The organism is Necropsobacter massiliensis, assembly GCF_000827595.2.
In the GTDB taxonomy this organism is placed as follows: Bacteria; Pseudomonadota; Gammaproteobacteria; order Enterobacterales; family Pasteurellaceae; genus Necropsobacter; species Necropsobacter massiliensis.
Window position 1 is genome coordinate 39,627 of the sequence record NZ_LN776193.1, and the last position, 14,615, is coordinate 54,241.

The window sequence follows — 14,615 nt, forward strand, 5'->3', positions numbered from 1 at the left end:
ACATTACACATAAGGAAACAATCATGGCAAAAGTGACTGCAACCGTAAAAGGCAGCCCGTTATTGCATAACGGCAAACGTTATGACATCGGCGCTACTATCGAATTGGACGAAGCGCAGGCGGAAAACCTGGGTATTTATTTGGACATCGTAAAACCGGCGGAAGACAGCAATAAGCAAACCGGTGGCGCGAAAAAAACGCAACAAAAAGACGCCGGTAAAGGCGACGAATCTAAGGTTGAATAATGTACGTAACGATTGATGAGCTCACCACGGCATTTGCCCGTAAAACGCTGGTGCAGTTAAGCAATGACGAGCCGGCGGCGATGGAGCCGAATTTAACCGTGCTGGAAACTGCGATTAAAGTGGCGGAGGAACGGATTGATGCGGCGTTACGTTCCCGTTACACCCTGCCGCTTACGCAGGTGCCGACGCTTATCAGTCAACACGCATTAACCCTTGCTCGCTATTGGCTGTATGCGCGCCGCCCGGAAACCAAAATGCCGGAAACCGTGAAAGAAACCTACACCCAGGCGGTGAAGGAACTGGAACAAATTGCTAACGGCAAATTGCATTTAGGTATTGCGGAAAGTGCGGTAGAAAAATCGGACGATTTACTGCCGGATAACAGCGAATACGAAGTGCGGGCAACTCAGCGCATAAATACCGACGAATATTAACGATGTCAGACACCCAACCAATTCTGAACGATATTGCACAATATTTGAAAGAAAATTTGCCGGAATGGGATGTGGAACTCTTTCCCAACAACCCCGGGATGTATTCTTTATCGCATATTAACGGGGCGGTGCTGATTAGTTACCTGGCAAGCAAATTCGAAAAACCGCGTACCACGGAAGCGGTGCTGCAAACCCGGCATGTACAAGTCGCCCTGACGGTACTGACCCGTGATTTGCATGATGATGAAGGTGCGTTGAATTTGCTGGATAAGTTGCGCTTGTTGATGGTGGGGTTCCGCCCCGTAAATTGCACCGAGTGCTGGTTGGTGGACGAATTTTTTAACGGCACCGACGAAGAAACCGGTATCTGGCAATATCAACTGATATTGCAAACGGAAACACAACAGGTGCAACAGATCCAGGCGCAGGATTTGCCGAAATTTGTCACCGCACATTTACGCCGCGCAGATCAACCTGTGCGACCGGATTTGAAACCTAAGAAACCATAGGAGAAGATTATGGCTTTTCACCACGGCTCGGAAACCAAACGTGTAAACGGCGGTTCCGTAGCAGTCAGCACCGTAGACGGTGCGATTATCGGTATCGTCGGCACTGCAGCCATGGGGGCAGTGAACGAATTGACCGTCTGTTTAACCAAAAAAGACTTTTCGCAGTTCGGTACCATTTTAGACCAGGGCTTTACTTTGCCTGATGCCTTCGACATTTTGGCGCGCTACGCCAGCGGTCAGGTGTATGTGGTCAATGTGTTAGACCCGGCGAAACACCGTACGACAGTGACGGACGAAGTGTTAACTCAGGACAGCAACACCCTTGTGGCGAAGACCGCGAAGAAAGGCTTAATTAGCGTCACTAATGTCAAATTAGGCGGTTCGCTATTAACCGAAGGCGAAACTTACAGCGTCAATCTCGAAGCGGGCGAAATCACTTTAACCGTGGCGGCGGGCGAACAAGGCTTAACTGCAAGCTATGTGTATGCCGACCCTGAAAAGGTCACTGAAGATGACATCAAAGGCGGCGTGGACAGTTTAACCGGTAAACGCCAGGGCTTTGAACTTTTACGTGACGGTTTTAACCTGTACGGTGCGGACGCCAAAATTCTGATTTGCCCGGAATACGACAAAACTGCCAGCTGTGCGGCTGCTCTGGCAACACTGGCAGACCAAATGCATGCCAAAGCGTACGTTCAGTTGCCGAAAGGCACGAGCCTATCCAAAGCGATTCAAGGTCGTGGACCAATGGGAACTATTAACGCATCAGCGTCGAACGAGAACGTACGCCATTTCTTCCCTTATGCACTGGGTTCAAGCAATAACCTGGAAAGCCTTGCTACGCATGCGGCCGGTTTGCGTATGAAAGTGGACGTGGATGAAGGTTATTGGTTTTCAACCTCGAATCACGAACTCAGCGGCGTTATCGGTATGGAAATTCCGTTGACTGCACGTGTAGACGATATTCAATCGGAAACCAATCGCTTAAATGCGGTGGGGATTACCACGATTTTCAACAGCTTCGGCACGGGTTTCCGCTTGTGGGGTAACCGCTCATCAAACTATCCGACCGAAACGCATATCAGCTGTTTTGAAGTGGCGTCCCGTACCGGTGATATTATCGACGAATCTATTCGTCAGACGGAATTACAGTTCATTGATAAGCCGATTGATGACGCCTTAATTGATAGTTTTATTGAAACTATTGATACTTTCATGCGTAGCCAAAAATCGCTGGTCGGTTATTCGGTGGGCTTGGATTATGACTATGATTTGGTGGATGCCTTCAGTCAGGGGCAGATTCCGTTAATTTACGATTACACGCCGAAAATTCCGGGCGAGCGGATTAGCAATAAATCCGTGATGACCCGTACTTATTTGGCGAACCTGGTATCACAACGATAAGGATAGATAAACTATGAGTATTGCGATTAATCAAATTGTGAATGCCAATGTGTACATCGACGGTAATTCACAAATCGGCAAGGCGCAGCAAATCAAAATCCCCGACATTGAATTTGAAATGGTTGACCATAAGGGGCTGGGCCTTTTCGGTACCATTAAACTGCCTTCCGGCGCCCAAGCGATTGAAGGCGGCGTAAACTGGGACAGTTATTACCCGGAAGTGCGTGCGAAGCTATACAACCCGTTCAAAAACTTCCAACTGCAATGTCGTTCAAACCTGCAAGTATTTAATGCCCAAGGGTTGGCGGCGGAAGAGCCGATGGTCACTATCATGAATGTGTCCTCGGTGAAAATAGGCGGCACGGATATGGAAAACAAAGAAAACGCCAAATTCGACGACACCTTTACGGTGCATTCCATTAAGCAGACCGTTGCCGGCAAAGAAATCCTGTTTATTGATGTATTTGCCAATATTTTCCGTGTCAACGGCGAAGATGTATTAAGTAAATACCGCACGAATATCGGGCAGTAAACCTTTAAATCTCTTTAAAATCTCTCCGCCGGCAGTCGGCGTAAACTCCATTGTGAAGTTAAACAATAACCCACAATGGAGTTTTTTTATGTCCCAGAAATTAGATGATTTATTGGTTTTCCGCACCATCCAGTTGGATTACCCGATTAAAGACGGCGAAGGCAATACCGTAACGGAACTGAAAATGCGCCGCGCAAAAGCCAAAGATATGCGCCGCATGAGCGAAAAGAAAACCGAAGCGGAACAGGAAATCTTTATGTTTGCCCAGTTGGTCGGTTTGGTGCCGGAAGATATTGACGAATTGGATATTGCGGACTACGGCAAGTTGCAAAAAGCCTTTACGGAGATGGTGCAGGGAAAGTCAGCCTAGACGACCTGGATAACGCCTTGGCGGATCTTGCTTTTTGGTTTGGGTTTTCCCATTCGGAATTGGAAGAAATGACGCTGAATGAAATCGAACGGTGGCTTAAACAAGCCAAACGGCAGATTGATGCCAATTATACGAAAGCCGCTGTTTAGCGGCTTTGTTTGTTAATGGTGAGCTTTTTTCAATTCGGTTTCGGCTGTTCGCCATAAGGTTTGCTGAATATTGGTCAGCGCGCCATGACGGGCTTGCAACCATTTTGGCGCACTTGCCGGCATGTTGATGTTAGCCAGGTATTTATCCGCTGCAATCAGCACTGGAGCAAGCAACAGCAAGCCGAATAACACGGCGGTCATTAGCGGGTAATAGTACAAGCCGACCGAAAGCATAGCCAATCCCGCCACCGTCATCAGTAACCAGGCAAATACCAGAAACAGGGTATCAATAAATTTAAGCATATCGCTTTGCCTCCGTAGAAATCTAAAGGAACTATAAAGCATGTCATCCAATTTATCAATCGCTTTAATGATTGGCGCCAGTGTCGGCAGTGCGATTGCCGGACTCAACCGGGTAAAAAGCACGATTGCCACATTGCGGGATCAGTCTGTTGCGACCTCCGCCAAGTTAAAAACGCTCGGAAAAATGACCGCACTTGGCGTAACCGGTGCCTTGACCGGCATTAAAGCCACCGGCAATGCAGTGCTGGGTTTGGCGGAACCTGCGATGAAATTCGAATCCGCCATGGCGAATGTGAAAAAAGTTGTGGACTTTAAAACGCCGGAAGGTTTTAAAAATCTGTCCAACGATATTCTGGATATGACCCGCACCATCCCGATGGCGGCGGAAGAACTTGCTGCGATTACCGCCTCCGGCGGTCAGTTGGGTGTGGCGGAAGAAGATTTGAAAAGCTTTACCACCACCATTGCCAAAATGTCAGTGGCGTTTGATATGTCCGCCGATGCATCCGGTGACGCCATGGCAAAAATCGCCAATGTCTACGGCATTCCGATTACCAAGTTGGGCAATTTAGGCGACGCTATTAATGAGCTGTCCAATAACTCGCCGGCAAGAGCGGCGGATATTGTCAATGCCATGAGCCGCGTCGGCGGGACGGCAAAACAGTTCGGGTTAAGCGAAAATGCGGCGGCGGCACTGACAAATTCTTTTATCAGTTTAGGCAAAGCGCCGGAAGTCGCCGGCACCGCCATTAACGGCATGCTGACCAAATTAATGACGGCGGAGAAAGGCGGCAAAGCCTTCCAGGGCGCCTTAAATCAAGTGGGTATTTCCGCCAAACAGCTGAAACGGAATATTGCCAAAGACGGACAAGCGGCATTAGTGGATTTTCTGAAACGATTGGAAAAGCTGCCGAAAGACAAAGCCATGGGTGTGTTGGTTGATCTGTTCGGGCGTGAATATGCCGATGATGTCGCCGTATTGGCCGGCAATGTGAATGTGCTGGATAAAAGCCTGAGAACTTTGCAGGAAACCGACGCCAACGGCAATTTAAAATATCTCGGTTCCATGGAGAAAGAGTTCGCCGCCCGTTCCGCTACCACGGAAAACGGACTGAAATTATTAAGTCAAAGCACGGATGAATTCTTTAAAGTTGTCGGCGCAAGATTTTTACCGATTATTAACACGGTTTCCGGCGGTTTGGCGAAACTCATGCACCAAGTGACGGATTTTGCCAAAGAACATGAAGGTCTGGTCGATACCTTTATTTATGTCGGCGGTGCTATTGCCGGAGTGGTGACGGGATTTTCCGCATTAAGTGCGGTTATCGGCGTTTCAGGCATGGCTTGGATTGGTCTGTCTAAACCGATAGGCATGTTCGTCGGCGTATTGGGGACGGTGTTCAAGTGGCTGAAATTAGGCGGTTTGTTGTTTGCTACCTTGGGCGTCAAAGTGCTGGATATGGCGCTCACATTCGGCAAAGCCATGTTTATGATGGGGCGTGCCCTGCTGACGAATCCTATCGGTTTGGTGATTACCGGTATTGCCCTGGGTGCCTACCTGATTTGGAATAACTGGGACTGGTTAAGCGCCAAATTCGGCAGTTTATGGCAAACCGTTACCGGATATTTCTCGGCGGCGTGGAGCAATATCAAAGGATTCTTCTCCTCCGGTATCGGTAACATCACCGCCACCATTCTGAACTGGTCGCCATTGGGATTATTCTATCAAATTTTCCAACCTGTGATGAGTTGGTTCGGTGTGGATTTGCCAAATAGCTTCAGCGGTTTCGGTAAAAATATCATTGACGGGCTGGTCAATGGTATTCGAAGCGCCTGGAACGGTGCGAAAGATTGGGTTATTGGCTTGGGGCAATCCATTAAAGGCTGGTTTACCGGGGAAATGAAAATCCATTCTCCGAGCCGCGTTTTTATGGAATATGGCGATAATATCGCACAAGGTTTGGCAATTGGTGTAGCAAAAAATGCGGTATTGGCGGCTGACGCCGTATTGGCAATGAGCGACAAAATGAAAAATGCCGCACCGAAAAGCATTCCGGCACCGGTCATACAACCAATGGGAGTTAAAAAACCAGCACAAGATATGGCAGATTTTGCAGTGAATATGGCAAAAAATGCCGTTCACGCTGCCAATGTCGTATCAACAATGAGCGACAAAATGAAAAATGCTGCACCGAAAAGCATTTCGGTACCGGTCATACAACCAATGGGAGTTAAAAACCCAGCGCAAGATATGGCAGATTTTGCAGTGAATATGGCAAAAAATGCTATTGCTGTCCCCATAAAACCGGTTGTGCAATCAGTAAAAACGCCAGTAACCAAAAAATCGGTTAAGCAAGCTTCGAAACCGGCACCGATGCAAAGTGCGCTCAAATCCGAACAGGATTTGGCACCAAATGTTCAGACTTCTGAAATGCCAACGCCTATAACGATGAAAAACGCACGCTTGCAATATATCCAACGAATGCAAACGCTGGATAAAATGCAAAGTACAGTCAAATCTGAGCCATTTTTTACACCAGTGAAAACTATAGCGGAACCTATTTTAAGCAAAGAAAAAGGCTTTTGGGGTTCGCTTTGGGACGATGTGAAATTTGGGGCAAATGTTGTCGGCAACTTGCTCGGATTAAACCAATCGAGCTTGAAAACACCTGATTTTAACCCAAGTGCAGGCGGTCGAGATTCGTTGATTTTCAGTGATTATGAACCGCTGAACAGAAATGCCGTTTCACAACGTGCAGTAAACCGAGATGCAGGCGGCATTGTCGTAAACTTTAACCCAACCATTAATATAAACGGTAATGCTCCGCAAGGAGTGACAGAGCAAATTACGCAAGCTTTGCAAATGACTGCCCATGATTTCGAGCGATTGTTAAATCGCGTGTTAGACCAACGTCAACGGAGAGCCTACTAATGTATTTTATGTTGGGCAATATCGCCCTGGAAGCCATTGATTTAACAGAATTTAGTGAAACCTTTGCCGCTGAATTTGCCGAACATGCTGTGCTGAAAGGCAAACCACGGTTGCAAGCAATGGGCGAAAAACTTAATGAATTGAGCTTTGCTATTCGTCTGCACCACAAAATCGGTGGCGTAGAAAGTCGCTATCAGGCATTACTTACTGCCAAAGCGGAACAACAAGCCTTGGCGTTGATTTGGGGACGTGGCAAATATAAAGGCGATTATGTGATTATTCAGCTTTCTTCCACCACTCTGTTTACCGATAAATATGGTAATGCCCTTTGTCGTGAGATGAACATCAGCTTAAAAGAATTTGTCGGCGATATGGACGACGGTTTATTAGGTGATGCGTTGAATTTTGGCAGTGGTTCGTTACTCGGCAGCATTTTACCCAGTGGGGTTGTCAGCACATTATCTACTGTAAAACAAGCTGTCAGTCGTGGTGTAGAACTTTACAACCAAGGCAAGCGTTTGGTCAATGAAGTGCAAGACACTATGACGGTAATAAGACAATTCGCTAATGACCCGGCAACGGCCCTCGGTTATTTGCCCCTTGCTTTGCGGAATTTGGATGGAGCGTTAGGCAGTTTTGGCGAAATCACGGGATTGAGTAATACGCTAAGTGGGTTATCGGATTTATTACCAAGTGCGGTCAAATTTAGTCATAAAATTGATGATATTTATACCGACTTGCAAATAATGAAAGACAGTTTCACCAATGCGTCGGGCAATGATTGGTCGAATTGGTTCACACCTGCGGATAATGCGTTATCGGCGGTCAATGACAGTTTCGACAATCTTGCAAAACCTGTAGCAGAAATGACCGCTTGGATCGTGCTGCGTGCCGATGATGAACCTGATACGGAGAAAGACAATGACGACACAGACCTTGCTTAAGCATATCGTCAAACAGGGCGAACGTTGGGATAACTTAAGCTATCAGTATTACGGCAACGCCTTGGAATATGGACGGATTATTGATGCTAATCCACATATCAGCTTTTGCGAAGTGTTGCCGACGGGCGTGACCATTTATATCCCTGTGTTAAATGTGAAACCAACCAGCAATGAAAATATGCCGCCTTGGCTAAGGGGAACAAATGAGTAACGTACCAAAGCCTGACTTTTCATTGTTTTATGAGAAAACCAACATCACAGCAGATATTGAACCGCACTTAGTACAGTTTACTTACACCGACCATTTGGAAGGACAAAGCGATGAGTTAACGGTGGAATTTGAAGATATCAGCGGCAAGTGGGTGCGCCAATGGTTTCCGATCCAAGGCGATAAATTAAGAGCGGCGATTGGTTATAAAGATTCGTTGTTGGTTGATATTGGTGAGTTTGAAATTGACGAAGTGGAATACCGCTATAAACCGTCCACCATTAATTTAAAAGCACTAAGCACAGGCATAAGCAAAGCTAACCGCACACTGAAACCAAAAGCCTACGAGAACACTACACTTGCCCAAGTGGTGGCAAAAGTGGCAGATAGTTTGAAGCTGAAAGTCGTCGGCAAAATCAAAGCCATTCCGATTAAACGCATCACGCAATATCAAGAAAGTAATGTGGAGTTTTTAGCACGTTTAGCGCGTGAATATCATCACAGTTTTAAAATAGTGGATAGTCAGCTGGTTTTTACCGACAAAAGCGAACTGGGGAAGAGCGAGCCTGTATTGGTGTTGGAAGAACGAGATACTATTACGTTGAGCTTGCGAGATCGCATTAAAGACACGGCGAAAGCGGTGGAAATCAGCGGTTTTGATGCCAATGGTAAGAAATTAGTAAAAAAAAGCAAAAAAGCGACCGCACTTCGTCCTAATCTCAAACAGGCGAAAGCGTTAAGTGAGGACACGCTGAAAGTGGTGACCCGTGGAGAAACCCAAGAACAAATCGACGCACGTGGCGAAGCGGCTTTGGCAGAACAAAACGACGACCAAACCGCAGGTAATATTACGTTAATCGGCAATCCCGAACTGGTAGCAGGAGCGACAATTTTGCTCAAAAATTTAGGCGTATTTAGTGGTAAGTATCTGATTAAATCTTCTCGCCACAGTTTCGGACGAAATTCAGGCTACACCACCGAGATTGAAGTGCGAATGTTGGAATTTATCGCTGATGATCTAATCACATTAGGAATGGAGAAAACCAATGCAAACGCATAATTTCGGTGCCACTTATCAAGAAGGTATTGTGACTGAAGTGGACGCCGCCAAGCACAAAGTGCGGTGTAAAATCCCCGCGCTTGAGGATTTGGAAACCGCGTGGCTGTCTTTTCTTACTCCCAACGCCGGCGGTAATCAGTTTTATTGCTTGCCGGATAAGGGTGAATTGGTGGCACTTTTACTGGATGCCCGTGGTGAAGGCGGCTGCGTGCTGGGGGCAATTTATAACGACCAAGACCCCACGCCCGTTGCTAATGCGGAAATATGGTGTCATAAATTTAAAAACGGCACTGAAATTTCGCACAATCGCAAAACAGGCGATGTGGTTGTGAATACGAAAGGACATGTTACCGTTACCGCTGATGCTGGCGCTACAATTAACGCGGATACAGTTGTAAATGGAAAATTGCATGCAACAGGCAAAATCACTTCAGGCGAAGAAGTATCTGCACCGAAAGTGATACAAGGCACTGTTGAGTTAGGCACGCATACGCACGGTAGCAGTCCACAGCCGAATAAATAATTCTTTAACTTGGTTTAAAATCCAAAATTCCTTCCGCCCCCGATAATGGGGGCTATGAATACACAAATCCAATCTACTCACTGGCAATTAGCCCCTGAAGCTGACGGTGTTTCTGTCGCTTCAGGCATTGATGATATTCATCTTTGCATTGCGAACATCCTTTCTACGCAGAAAGGCACGGATATTCTCCGCCCTGAATTTGGCTCTGACCATTTTCGCTACATCGACTACCCAGAAGATGTGGCTGTGCCAAATGTCGCGCGTGAAATCACGCAAGCGCTGCAAAAATGGGAAACACGCATTGAAATTGATGAAGTGTTAGTAGAAGGACAAGCACCACATTTTACCTTTACGGTGTTGTGGTCTTTAACGGATGACGTTTACCGTGAAATTTATCGAACACAAGTGCAAGCGTAAGGTTTAGTAATGACAGAAGCAATCAAAATTATCAATGATGACGTGAAGACCGTGCTGGCAGAAACCATTGCGGACTACGAAAAACGCACAGGCAAAACGCTACAACCTGCTCATATTGAACGCTCAATTATTCAATCCTACGCTTATCGTGAACAGCTGGTTCGCCAAGGCATTAACCACGCTTTTTTACAAACCTTTCCGCAGTTTGCCACAGGGCTTGCATTGGATTTATGCGGCGAACCGATGGGCTGTTATCGCTTATCAGACCAACCTGCGGAGGTGACTTTGCGTTTTTCGGTGGATGGTGAACACGAAGCGGTGGTTATTCCCAAAGGTACACTGGTTGCAGCGACCGATAACGTGGTGTTTGCTACCGATACGGAGGTTCGCATTGGTTCAACGGAATCTTATGTGGACGTGGTTGGCGTTTGCCAAACCACAGGCACGGTGGGCAACGGTTGGCAATTAGGGCAAGTAAAAACGCTGAAAAGTACGTTCGACGCGAAGGTGAATGTCAGCAACATTGATGTGTCAGACAACGGTATTGATATCGAAAGCGATGACGATTATCGCAAACGCATTTTGCTTGCGCCTGAAGCTTTTACTACCTGTGGTTCGGTGGCGGCTTATGAATATCATACTCGCAGCGTATCGCAATATATCGCTGATGTGAATATTGCCACGCCTGCGGGCGGCACGGTGCAAGTGACAGTGCTAACCAAACAAGGTTTGCCGTCGTCAATTTTGCTCAACAAAGTGAAAAACTATATTAGCGGCGAAAAACGTCGTCCGTTGTGCGACACCGTGATTGTCAGTTCGCCTGAGCGTGTGGGGTATTCGGTGGTCGCTAATTTAGACTTGCTCGAAACCGTCGCAGAAAATGAAGTGAAAGCGGCAGCCGAAACCGCCTTGCGTGCCTTTATTTCATTTCGCAAACAAACATTGGGGGCAGATATTGTGCCGTTAGATATTCAATCAGCGTTAAAAGTAGCTGGGGTCTATAACGTCACATTGACCAGTCCACAGCTTACCAAACTCACTAAACAACAATGGGCGGAATGTGAAAGCATCACCATAAATATCAATGGGGAACGGCAAGATGGCTAAGTTGCAATACCCTGCAATTATCGAAACAGATAAAAAATTCACCGCACTTGCCGACCTTGGCAAGCGGTTAAATTCGCTTGATAAAGCGCAAATTATGACGAGTTTTGTCGATTTAGTGCCAGCCGAGTTTTTGCCACTATTGGCAGAAAAATGGAGTGTCACAGGCTACGACGGCTGGTTATTAGCAGAAAGCGAAGATGCCAAACGCAAACTCATTAAGAGTGCGGTGGAACTACACCGCTATAAAGGCACACCGTGGGCGATACGTGAAATTATCCGCCAGCTTGGATTTGGCGAAGTGGAAATTATTGAAAGCTTATCAGGTTATAAACGTGATGGGGAAATTCGTCGAGACGGAAAATTTTATCATGGTCAGCCTGAGAAATGGGCTCATTATCACATTATCTTAAGTCTGCCGATTACTAATGACCAAGCGAGTTTATTACGAAAAACACTACAAGTATTTGCACCTGCTCGATGTGTTTTAGAAAGTCTTGATTATCAATCTGTTGCATTAAGACGTAATGGTAAATTCAAAAGAAATGGGCAATTTGCTCGAGGAACAGCATAAATGGCAAATTTAATCTTAACTCCAGAATGGACTGAAGGAATCTATCAGCTTGAAACCTCAGACCTTATTATAGGTGGACCAGACGGCATTGATAACCGTCAGGCAATTCAGTTGGGAAAACGGACGGAGTGGTTGAAAGAAGAAGTTGAAAAACGCGCTCCAAATACAAGTCCTGCATTTACTGGCACTCCAACCGCCCCAACAGCTCCACAGACAGTCAATAATAACCAGGTTGCTACTACTGCATTTGTAAAAGCCGCGATTGCAGCTCTTGTTGGTTCAGCGCCAGCCACATTAGATACGTTGGCTGAGATTGCGACGGCATTAGGCTCTGACGGTAATCTTAAAGCCACGTTGTTGGCTGAAATTGCTAAAAGAGCGAATAAAGCAACAACCTTGGAGGGTTATGGTATTACAGACGGGATTAATGTTGTAGGGATATATAATGGTGACCTAAATGCTCTCCACGGTAAAAACTCTATTCATTACGTCAACGCGATGAAGTCATTACCAAACTCACCAATAGGAGCGTATGACTGGGGGCTTGTAGTGACATTAACAGGTCTATCTTTCGGCGCGCAATTCTATTATCCAGATAATGACGGTGAAGTGTGGTTTCGTACAAGTTGGGGTGGTCGCAGCGATACATGGAAACCTTGGCAAAAACTAGTCACCGAGAACTCTATCAAGAGACTTTTTGGGCAGTCATTTAATGGTAATGGTTGGACAAAATTTCCTAATGGTCTCATTCTTCAATGGGGTAGTTATTCACAGCCAACAACGGATGCAGTGACAAGTGCGTTCCCAATCACATTTCCTAACAATTGTCTTCAAGTCTTTGCTACAGATCGAAGTGCGGCAGGAAATGGCGGTGGTATTATTTATGTGACAAATAGTACAAAAAATAATTTTACTATTGAAACATTAAAAAGTGAGTCAGTTGGACTTTTCACTATTTTCGCCATTGGTTATTAAATAAAAAAATACTCAAGGATAAAACATGTATTTTTATGATATTGAAAATGATGCCTTTATTGTAAAAGGTATTCACGACATTCCATCTCATGCCCTTTCCGTGAGTGACTCTGAGTATGTTGAATTTATTGAAAAACGTAATCAAGGAGCAGTGCTTTACATAGCAGAAGGTCAGTTGAAAGCCACAACAATTAGACCAAGTGTAGATCATGAATGGACAGGAACGGAATGGATTATTACAGACGCAAAACAAGCCGAGCTTAAATTCCAAAAGCACCAGCAATACATCACTAGCATTGATGACAAAGCTGCCAGCATTTACAGCATTTGGACGCGATTTGAAAGCGAATATCGAGAACGAAAAGACGCAGCATTAGCCTTTCAAGCGGAAAATTATCAAGGTGAAGTCAGTCGTTACATTACGGATTTTGCGCAAAAAGCCAATCTCGATAATAAAACCGCAACCGATATTATTCTTCAGCAAGCAGCCGGCTTAGAAAAATTACAGGTTGAGCTTGCCAATCAACGTATGCGCAAGTATGAGTTAAAGCGTGATGGGTTGAGTTTGGAAGAAATGAAAGAGATCCATGATGACATCATTCAACAAATGAACAACTTAGCGGAGGCGTATCAGAATGGATAATAAAATTTATCTCGCATTTTACAAACACAAACGTTCTTGGCACAAAGAGCCGTGGAAAGCCTTTGCGGACGCTGTGACGCGTTGCTTTACCAAAGGCGACTATAGCCACTGTGAATTGGTGATTGAACGCCGAGAATTTACAAGCGGTGGACATTACGAACACGATGTGGTTTATGACTGTTATTCATCATCAGTACAAGACGGTGGCGTGCGTTGTAAGCAAATCAACGTCCGTGATGGCAAATGGGATTTAGTACTATTGCCAAACGTAGCAGAAGGCCAAATTAAAGCCTATTTCAACCAAACTAAAGGTCAGGCTTATGACTGGTGGGGAGCGTTAGGTGTGGTGCTTGGAATTAAAGAGAAACGCAGTAAATACTTCTGTTCAGAGTGGTGTTTTAACGCCGTTTTCGGCAATGAAAACGGATGGCGGTTTAGCCCAAATCAATTAGCAACGATTTTTAAATAAGGAATTTAAAATGGGTTTATTACAAATAGACAAATTAACAACAGAATATTTAAATCGCCTAGTGATGAAAACAGATTATATTCATCAAGGCATGTTAACAATCTGTACAATTACACTATGCAATGGCTTCCAGGTTGTAGGTACGAGCGCTTGCATTTCGGACAAAAATTTTAATGAAAAAATTGGCGAAGACATAGCTTATAAAAACGCTTTCGAAAAATTATGGGAGCTGGAAGGCTACCTGTTAAAACAACGCCGCTATGAAGCAGCAAAAGGTGCTGTAAGATTGCGCAATGGAAACGCTGCTGAAGTGGTTTATCAAAGTCCATTTGGCAAATTATTAGTCATTGAACACAATGGTGATGAGCTGCCCGCGGCGCATTGGCACAATGCTGATGGTTCGTTCCACAAAGACAAATAACACCAAATTATTGAAAATAAATTAGATATTGTGGCAGGTTTAAAATGAAGAAAAGTTTAGTTGCATTAGCAGTTGCAGCCGTCGTAGCACAGACATTATACTAACATAATAGCAAGCAAAAGGATTGTGTATGTTTCTAGGCAAAGAAATGTTAGACGAGTTAATGCATGACTCAGTAACCGCATATCTACGAGATGAAATGAATAAAGGAATTAAGCTGGGGTGTGAACCAGACATGCATAATTTAATGGCCGGCTTACTTGAATTTTGTTACAAGCATGCTTTCCCCAGTCTTCGGCTTATTGTCAATGTACGGGAGCGAAGTTTGGAATTTGAACCTCTAACAAAAGATGGTGAAATACAACCTGTTGCAAAAAAACTTAAATAGCACAACACAGA

Annotated in this window: 21 protein-coding genes; 20 read left to right on the plus strand and 1 reads right to left on the minus strand. The window is 45.3% G+C overall.

What is annotated here, in order from left to right; genetic code table 11:
- Positions 1 to 23 precede the first annotated feature (23 nt).
- The 7 genes from BN3349_RS10935 (at position 24) to BN3349_RS10965 (ending at position 3,643) form a co-directional block, all read left to right on the plus strand.
- The gene (locus BN3349_RS10935) at positions 24 to 245 is read left to right on the plus strand and encodes a DUF7210 family protein (protein ID WP_040977420.1); all 222 of its coding nucleotides are present in this window, start codon (positions 24 to 26) and stop codon (positions 243 to 245) included.
- Positions 245 to 679, plus strand: a complete 435-nt coding sequence (locus tag BN3349_RS10940; protein WP_040977421.1) for a gp436 family protein — start codon at positions 245 to 247, stop codon at positions 677 to 679. Before BN3349_RS10935 ends, BN3349_RS10940 begins: the two co-directional genes overlap by 1 nt.
- Positions 680 to 681: 2 nt before the next feature.
- Positions 682 to 1,188, plus strand: a complete 507-nt coding sequence (locus tag BN3349_RS10945) for a Gp37 family protein (RefSeq protein WP_040977422.1) — start codon at positions 682 to 684, stop codon at positions 1,186 to 1,188.
- Positions 1,189 to 1,197: 9 nt separating this feature from the next.
- A complete protein-coding gene (locus tag BN3349_RS10950; protein ID WP_040977423.1) occupies positions 1,198 to 2,592 on the plus strand; it encodes a phage tail sheath family protein in 1,395 nt (464 codons plus the stop codon).
- A 13-nt stretch (positions 2,593 to 2,605) separates the two neighbouring features.
- Positions 2,606 to 3,124: a phage major tail tube protein gene (locus tag BN3349_RS10955; RefSeq protein ID WP_040977424.1), complete on the plus strand. Its 519-nt coding sequence runs from the start codon at positions 2,606 to 2,608 to the stop codon at positions 3,122 to 3,124.
- An 88-nt stretch (positions 3,125 to 3,212) separates the two neighbouring features.
- Positions 3,213 to 3,494: a phage tail assembly protein gene (locus BN3349_RS10960; protein WP_040977425.1), complete on the plus strand. Its 282-nt coding sequence runs from the start codon at positions 3,213 to 3,215 to the stop codon at positions 3,492 to 3,494.
- Between the two features lie 17 nt (positions 3,495 to 3,511).
- Positions 3,512 to 3,643, plus strand: coding sequence for a GpE family phage tail protein (locus tag BN3349_RS10965; protein ID WP_011199273.1), 132 nt, complete (start codon positions 3,512 to 3,514; stop codon positions 3,641 to 3,643).
- A gap of 12 nt (positions 3,644 to 3,655) precedes the next feature.
- On the opposite strand, the gene BN3349_RS10970 is transcribed toward BN3349_RS10965, so the two are convergent.
- A complete protein-coding gene (locus tag BN3349_RS10970; protein WP_040977426.1) occupies positions 3,656 to 3,946 on the minus strand; it encodes a hypothetical protein in 291 nt (96 codons plus the stop codon).
- Between the two features lie 40 nt (positions 3,947 to 3,986).
- Here BN3349_RS10970 and BN3349_RS10975 point away from each other — a divergent pair, with 40 nt between their 5' ends.
- The 13 genes from BN3349_RS10975 (at position 3,987) to BN3349_RS11035 (ending at position 14,604) form a co-directional block, all read left to right on the plus strand.
- Positions 3,987 to 6,878 carry a phage tail tape measure protein gene (locus tag BN3349_RS10975; protein WP_040977427.1) on the plus strand — a complete coding sequence of 964 codons (2,892 nt, stop codon included), beginning with the start codon at positions 3,987 to 3,989 and terminating at the stop codon, positions 6,876 to 6,878.
- Positions 6,878 to 7,822, plus strand: a complete 945-nt coding sequence (locus BN3349_RS10980; protein WP_040977428.1) for a phage tail protein — start codon at positions 6,878 to 6,880, stop codon at positions 7,820 to 7,822. The genes BN3349_RS10975 and BN3349_RS10980 overlap by 1 nt, the downstream gene beginning before the upstream one ends.
- Positions 7,800 to 8,033: a tail protein X gene (locus BN3349_RS10985; protein ID WP_040977429.1), complete on the plus strand. Its 234-nt coding sequence runs from the start codon at positions 7,800 to 7,802 to the stop codon at positions 8,031 to 8,033. The genes BN3349_RS10980 and BN3349_RS10985 overlap by 23 nt, the downstream gene beginning before the upstream one ends.
- On the plus strand, positions 8,026 to 9,090 hold the full coding sequence (locus BN3349_RS10990; protein ID WP_040977430.1) for a phage late control D family protein: 1,065 nt from the start codon (positions 8,026 to 8,028) through the stop codon (positions 9,088 to 9,090). Before BN3349_RS10985 ends, BN3349_RS10990 begins: the two co-directional genes overlap by 8 nt.
- On the plus strand, positions 9,077 to 9,613 hold the full coding sequence (locus BN3349_RS10995) for a phage baseplate assembly protein V (RefSeq protein WP_040977431.1): 537 nt from the start codon (positions 9,077 to 9,079) through the stop codon (positions 9,611 to 9,613). Before BN3349_RS10990 ends, BN3349_RS10995 begins: the two co-directional genes overlap by 14 nt.
- Before the next feature lie 54 nt (positions 9,614 to 9,667).
- Positions 9,668 to 10,030 carry a GPW/gp25 family protein gene (locus BN3349_RS11000; protein WP_040977432.1) on the plus strand — a complete coding sequence of 121 codons (363 nt, stop codon included), beginning with the start codon at positions 9,668 to 9,670 and terminating at the stop codon, positions 10,028 to 10,030.
- Between the two features lie 9 nt (positions 10,031 to 10,039).
- Positions 10,040 to 11,137, plus strand: a complete 1,098-nt coding sequence (locus BN3349_RS11005; RefSeq protein WP_040977433.1) for a baseplate assembly protein — start codon at positions 10,040 to 10,042, stop codon at positions 11,135 to 11,137.
- On the plus strand, positions 11,130 to 11,708 hold the full coding sequence (locus BN3349_RS11010) for a phage tail protein I (protein ID WP_040977434.1): 579 nt from the start codon (positions 11,130 to 11,132) through the stop codon (positions 11,706 to 11,708). The genes BN3349_RS11005 and BN3349_RS11010 overlap by 8 nt, the downstream gene beginning before the upstream one ends.
- Positions 11,709 to 12,683 (plus strand): pyocin knob domain-containing protein, encoded by a 975-nt coding sequence (locus tag BN3349_RS12165; protein WP_052461938.1) that lies wholly within the window; start codon positions 11,709 to 11,711, stop codon positions 12,681 to 12,683.
- Between the two features lie 25 nt (positions 12,684 to 12,708).
- Positions 12,709 to 13,326, plus strand: a complete 618-nt coding sequence (locus tag BN3349_RS11020; protein WP_040977435.1) for a hypothetical protein — start codon at positions 12,709 to 12,711, stop codon at positions 13,324 to 13,326.
- Entirely contained in the window at positions 13,319 to 13,795 is a 477-nt protein-coding gene (locus tag BN3349_RS11025) for a hypothetical protein (protein ID WP_040977436.1), read from the plus strand. The genes BN3349_RS11020 and BN3349_RS11025 overlap by 8 nt, the downstream gene beginning before the upstream one ends.
- A gap of 10 nt (positions 13,796 to 13,805) precedes the next feature.
- On the plus strand, positions 13,806 to 14,216 hold the full coding sequence (locus BN3349_RS12270; RefSeq protein WP_245853828.1) for a Gp49 family protein: 411 nt from the start codon (positions 13,806 to 13,808) through the stop codon (positions 14,214 to 14,216).
- A 130-nt stretch (positions 14,217 to 14,346) separates the two neighbouring features.
- Positions 14,347 to 14,604 (plus strand): hypothetical protein, encoded by a 258-nt coding sequence (locus BN3349_RS11035; RefSeq protein ID WP_040977437.1) that lies wholly within the window; start codon positions 14,347 to 14,349, stop codon positions 14,602 to 14,604.
- Positions 14,605 to 14,615 lie beyond the last annotated feature (11 nt).

Excerpts from the sequence above, each read along its gene's own strand:
- BN3349_RS12270 (WP_245853828.1), top strand. The coding sequence starts at position 13,806 with ATGGGTTTATTACAAATAGACAAATTAACAACAGAATATTTAAATCGC.
- BN3349_RS11000 (WP_040977432.1), top strand. The coding sequence starts at position 9,668 with ATGAATACACAAATCCAATCTACTCACTGGCAATTAGCCCCTGAAGCT.
- BN3349_RS10980 (WP_040977428.1), top strand. The coding sequence starts at position 6,878 with ATGTATTTTATGTTGGGCAATATCGCCCTGGAAGCCATTGATTTAACA.
- BN3349_RS10955 (WP_040977424.1), top strand. The coding sequence starts at position 2,606 with ATGAGTATTGCGATTAATCAAATTGTGAATGCCAATGTGTACATCGAC.
- BN3349_RS10970 (WP_040977426.1), bottom strand. The coding sequence starts at position 3,946 with ATGCTTAAATTTATTGATACCCTGTTTCTGGTATTTGCCTGGTTACTG.
- BN3349_RS11020 (WP_040977435.1), top strand. The coding sequence starts at position 12,709 with ATGTATTTTTATGATATTGAAAATGATGCCTTTATTGTAAAAGGTATT.
- BN3349_RS10950 (WP_040977423.1), top strand. The coding sequence starts at position 1,198 with ATGGCTTTTCACCACGGCTCGGAAACCAAACGTGTAAACGGCGGTTCC.
- BN3349_RS10940 (WP_040977421.1), top strand. The coding sequence starts at position 245 with ATGTACGTAACGATTGATGAGCTCACCACGGCATTTGCCCGTAAAACG.
- BN3349_RS11005 (WP_040977433.1), top strand. The coding sequence starts at position 10,040 with ATGACAGAAGCAATCAAAATTATCAATGATGACGTGAAGACCGTGCTG.
- BN3349_RS10960 (WP_040977425.1), top strand. The coding sequence starts at position 3,213 with ATGTCCCAGAAATTAGATGATTTATTGGTTTTCCGCACCATCCAGTTG.
- BN3349_RS10990 (WP_040977430.1), top strand. The coding sequence starts at position 8,026 with ATGAGTAACGTACCAAAGCCTGACTTTTCATTGTTTTATGAGAAAACC.
- BN3349_RS11035 (WP_040977437.1), top strand. The coding sequence starts at position 14,347 with ATGTTTCTAGGCAAAGAAATGTTAGACGAGTTAATGCATGACTCAGTA.
- BN3349_RS10945 (WP_040977422.1), top strand. The coding sequence starts at position 682 with ATGTCAGACACCCAACCAATTCTGAACGATATTGCACAATATTTGAAA.
- BN3349_RS12165 (WP_052461938.1), top strand. The coding sequence starts at position 11,709 with ATGGCAAATTTAATCTTAACTCCAGAATGGACTGAAGGAATCTATCAG.
- BN3349_RS10975 (WP_040977427.1), top strand. The coding sequence starts at position 3,987 with ATGTCATCCAATTTATCAATCGCTTTAATGATTGGCGCCAGTGTCGGC.
- BN3349_RS10935 (WP_040977420.1), top strand. The coding sequence starts at position 24 with ATGGCAAAAGTGACTGCAACCGTAAAAGGCAGCCCGTTATTGCATAAC.
- BN3349_RS10985 (WP_040977429.1), top strand. The coding sequence starts at position 7,800 with ATGACGACACAGACCTTGCTTAAGCATATCGTCAAACAGGGCGAACGT.
- BN3349_RS10995 (WP_040977431.1), top strand. The coding sequence starts at position 9,077 with ATGCAAACGCATAATTTCGGTGCCACTTATCAAGAAGGTATTGTGACT.
- BN3349_RS11025 (WP_040977436.1), top strand. The coding sequence starts at position 13,319 with ATGGATAATAAAATTTATCTCGCATTTTACAAACACAAACGTTCTTGG.
- BN3349_RS11010 (WP_040977434.1), top strand. The coding sequence starts at position 11,130 with ATGGCTAAGTTGCAATACCCTGCAATTATCGAAACAGATAAAAAATTC.